This is a genomic window from Streptomyces sp. NPDC127106 (assembly GCF_042677605.1).
In the GTDB taxonomy this organism is placed as follows: domain Bacteria; phylum Actinomycetota; class Actinomycetes; order Streptomycetales; family Streptomycetaceae; genus Streptomyces.
The window spans coordinates 57,732-61,200 of sequence record NZ_JBHXTC010000047.1 but is presented as its reverse complement, the minus strand read 5'-3'; the positions used below and the strand labels follow the sequence as shown (position 1 = coordinate 61,200).

Genomic DNA, 3,469 nt, shown 5'->3' with positions numbered 1-3,469 from the left:
GGGGACCCTGTGGGAGAGTAGGACGCCGCCGAACAATCATTGCGGGAAGCCCCGCACCAGCCCGTTCAGGGTGTGGTGCGGGGCTTTTCTGCGTTCAGGAGGGACGCGCCTTCCTGCTAGGGTCGAGTGGCATCGTTCGTACGTTCAACAGTGGAGGCCCCCGGGTGGAGGTCCAGGAGACTCGGGTTCAGACGGACCGAATTTTCACCATTCCGAACATCCTGAGCATGGCCCGCCTCGCCGGCGTGCCCCTGTTCCTCTGGCTGATTCTGGAGGAGTACGACGGTTGGGCGCTCGCCGTCCTCATGCTCAGCGGGGTCAGCGACTACCTGGACGGCAAGCTGGCTCGGCGCTGGAACCAGATCAGCAGCCTCGGACGGCTGCTGGATCCCGCCGCCGACCGGCTGTACATCCTCTCCACCCTCTTCGGTCTGACCTATCGAGACATTCTGCCGCTCTGGCTCACCGGGGCCCTGCTGGCACGCGATCTGATGCTGCTCGTGATGGTCGGGATCCTGCGTCGCCACGGCTATCCGCCGCCGCAGGTCAACTTCCTCGGCAAGGCCGCCACCTTCAACCTGATGTACGCCTTCCCGCTGCTGTTGCTCAGTGACGGTACGGGGTGGTTGGCCTGGATGGGGGCAGTTTTCGGATGGGCGTTCGCCGGATGGGGTACAACGCTCTACTGGTGGGCAGGAATCCTTTACGTGGTGCAGGTCCGCCGTCTCGTGAAGGCGGATGCCGCGGCCGATTGAGCCCGCTCGGTGCCGGTCCGACACGGAAGAGTCACGGAGTCACCGCCCGGGCCGGGTGAGGTCGGCTGGAACGTCGTCTCCCAAGGAGGACTCTTCCGACATGAAGGCCGTCGTGATGGCCGGTGGCGAAGGCACACGTCTTCGCCCCATGACCTCGAGCATGCCCAAGCCGCTCCTGCCGGTCGCCAACCGGCCGATCATGGAGCACGTGCTCAGGCTGCTCAAGCGGCATGGGCTCAGCGAAACCGTGGTTACCGTCCAGTTCCTGGCATCACTCGTCAAGAACTATTTCGGTGACGGCGAAGAGCTCGGAATGGAGCTCACCTATGCCAATGAGGAGAAGCCACTCGGCACTGCCGGCAGCGTGAAGAACGCCGAGGAGGCCCTGAAGGACGACGCATTCCTCGTCATCTCCGGCGATGCGCTGACCGACTTCGACCTCACCGACCTCATCCACTTCCACAAGCAGAAAGGCGCACTCGTCACGGTGTGCCTCACCCGGGTGCCCAATCCACTGGAATTCGGCATCACCATCGTCGACGAGGAAGGAAAGGTCGAGCGCTTCCTCGAGAAGCCGACCTGGGGCCAGGTCTTCTCCGACACCGTGAACACCGGCATCTACGTCATGGAGCCCGAGGTCTTCAATTACGTGGAGCCGGATGTTCCAGTGGACTGGTCCGGTGACGTCTTCCCGCAGCTGATGAAGGAAGGCCGGCCGATCTACGGCTACGTCGCCGAGGGTTACTGGGAGGACGTCGGCACGCACGAGAGCTACGTCAAGGCCCAGGCCGACGTACTCGAGGGCAAGGTCCAGATCGAGATGGACGGCTTCGAGATCTCGCCCGGCGTGTGGATCGCCGAAGGCGCCGAGGTGAGCCCCGACGCCGTCCTGCGCGGGCCGCTGTACATCGGGGACTACGCCAAGGTCGAGGCCGGCGTCGAGATCCGCGAGCACACGGTCGTCGGATCCAACGTCGTCGTCAAGAGCGGAGCCTTCCTGCACAAGGCCGTCGTCCACGACAACGTGTACATCGGCCCCCACAGCAACCTCCGCGGTTGCGTCATCGGCAAGAACACCGACATCATGCGGGCCGCCCGGATCGAGGACGGCGCCGTCATCGGTGACGAGTGCCTCGTCGGCGAGGAGTCGATCGTTCAGGGGAACGTGCGCGTCTACCCCTTCAAGACGATCGAGGCAGGCGCCTTCGTCAACACCTCGGTCATCTGGGAGTCCCGCGGCCAGGCACACCTGTTCGGAGCCCGCGGCGTCACCGGGATCCTGAACGTGGAGATCACTCCCGAGCTGGTGGTGCGGCTGGCGGGCGCGTACGCGACCACCCTCAAGAAGGGCGCGATCGTCACCACCGCCCGTGACCACTCCCGCGGCGCCCGCGCGCTCAAACGGGCGGTCATCTCGGCGCTCCAGGCCAGCGCGATCGACGTACGGGACCTGGAGAACGTGCCGCTTCCCGTCGCAAGACAGCAGACCGCACGGGGCAGCGCCGGCGGGATCATGCTGCGGACCTCGCCCGGTGTCCCGGACTCCGTGGACATCATGTTCCTCGACGAACGGGGAGCCGACCTCTCGCAGGCGCAGCAACGCAAGCTGGACCGCGTCTTCGCACGTCAGGAATACCGGCGGGCGTTCCCCGGCGAGATCGGCGACCTCCAGTTCCCGTCCAGCGTCTTCGACTCCTACACCGGTTCGCTGCTGCGGCGCGTCGACACCACCGGCATCGCCGACTCCGGGTTGAAGGTGGTGGTGGACGCCTCCAACGGCAGCGCCGGACTGGTCCTGCCCAGCCTCCTGGGCCGGCTGGAGGTGGACGCGCTGACGATCAACCCCGGGCTCGACGAGTCCCGGCCGACGGAGACCGCGGAGTCCCGGCGGGCCGGGCTGGTCCGGCTCGGCGAGATCGTGGCCTCGGCCCGGGCCGCGTTCGGGGTGCGGTTCGATCCCGTCGGCGAGCGGATCTCGCTGGTCGACGAACGCGGCCGGATCATCGAGGACGACCGGGCACTGCTGGTGCTCCTGGACCTCGTGGCCGCGGAGAAGCGCAGCGGCAAGGTCGCGCTGCCCGTCACCACGACCCGTATCGCCGAGCAGGTGGCGGCCTACCACGGGACGCAGGTCGAGTGGACGACGACCTCGCCCGACGACCTCACCCGGGTGGGCCGGGCCGAGAACACGATCTTCGGCGGGGACGGGCGGGGCGGGTACATCGTCCCGGAGTTCAGCAGCGTCTTCGACGGCTCGGCGGCCTTCGTGCAGCTCATCGGGCTGGTGGCGCGGACCCAGCTCACGCTGAGCCAGATCGATGCGCGGATACCACGTGCGCACGTGCTCAAGCGGGACGTGCCCACCCCGTGGGCGGTCAAGGGGCTCGTCATGCGGCGGGTCGTGGAAGCCGCCGGAGACCGGCAGGTGGACACCACCGACGGGGTGCGGGTGGTCGAGGCCGACGGACGGTGGGCGCTGGTCCTGCCGGACCCGGCGGAGGCGGTCACCCACCTGTGGGCCGAGGGCCCCGACGACGCGTCCGCGCAGGCCCTGCTGGAGGAGTGGGCCGGCGTGCTGGACGGCGCCGGGCACTGACCCCGGGCCGGTAGGACCGTGGGGGGGCGGGGGGGGGGCGTGGGCGCCGGGGCGCCGCCCGTGGGGCGGGGGGGGGGGGGGGGGCGCCCGGGGGGGGTGAGCGGTCTCTAGGCGACCC

At 68.3% G+C, this 3,469-nt stretch carries 2 protein-coding genes; both read left to right on the top strand.

Going from position 1 to position 3,469, the window contains the following annotated elements:
• Positions 1 to 164 precede the first annotated feature (164 nt).
• Positions 165 to 755 (top strand): CDP-alcohol phosphatidyltransferase family protein, encoded by a 591-nt coding sequence (locus ACFVGY_RS29215; RefSeq protein WP_385682625.1) that lies wholly within the window; start codon positions 165 to 167, stop codon positions 753 to 755.
• Positions 756 to 855: 100 nt separating this feature from the next.
• Positions 856 to 3,351, top strand: coding sequence for a sugar phosphate nucleotidyltransferase (locus ACFVGY_RS29210; protein WP_385682622.1), 2,496 nt, complete (start codon positions 856 to 858; stop codon positions 3,349 to 3,351).
• The last annotated feature ends 118 nt before the right edge of the window (positions 3,352 to 3,469 follow it).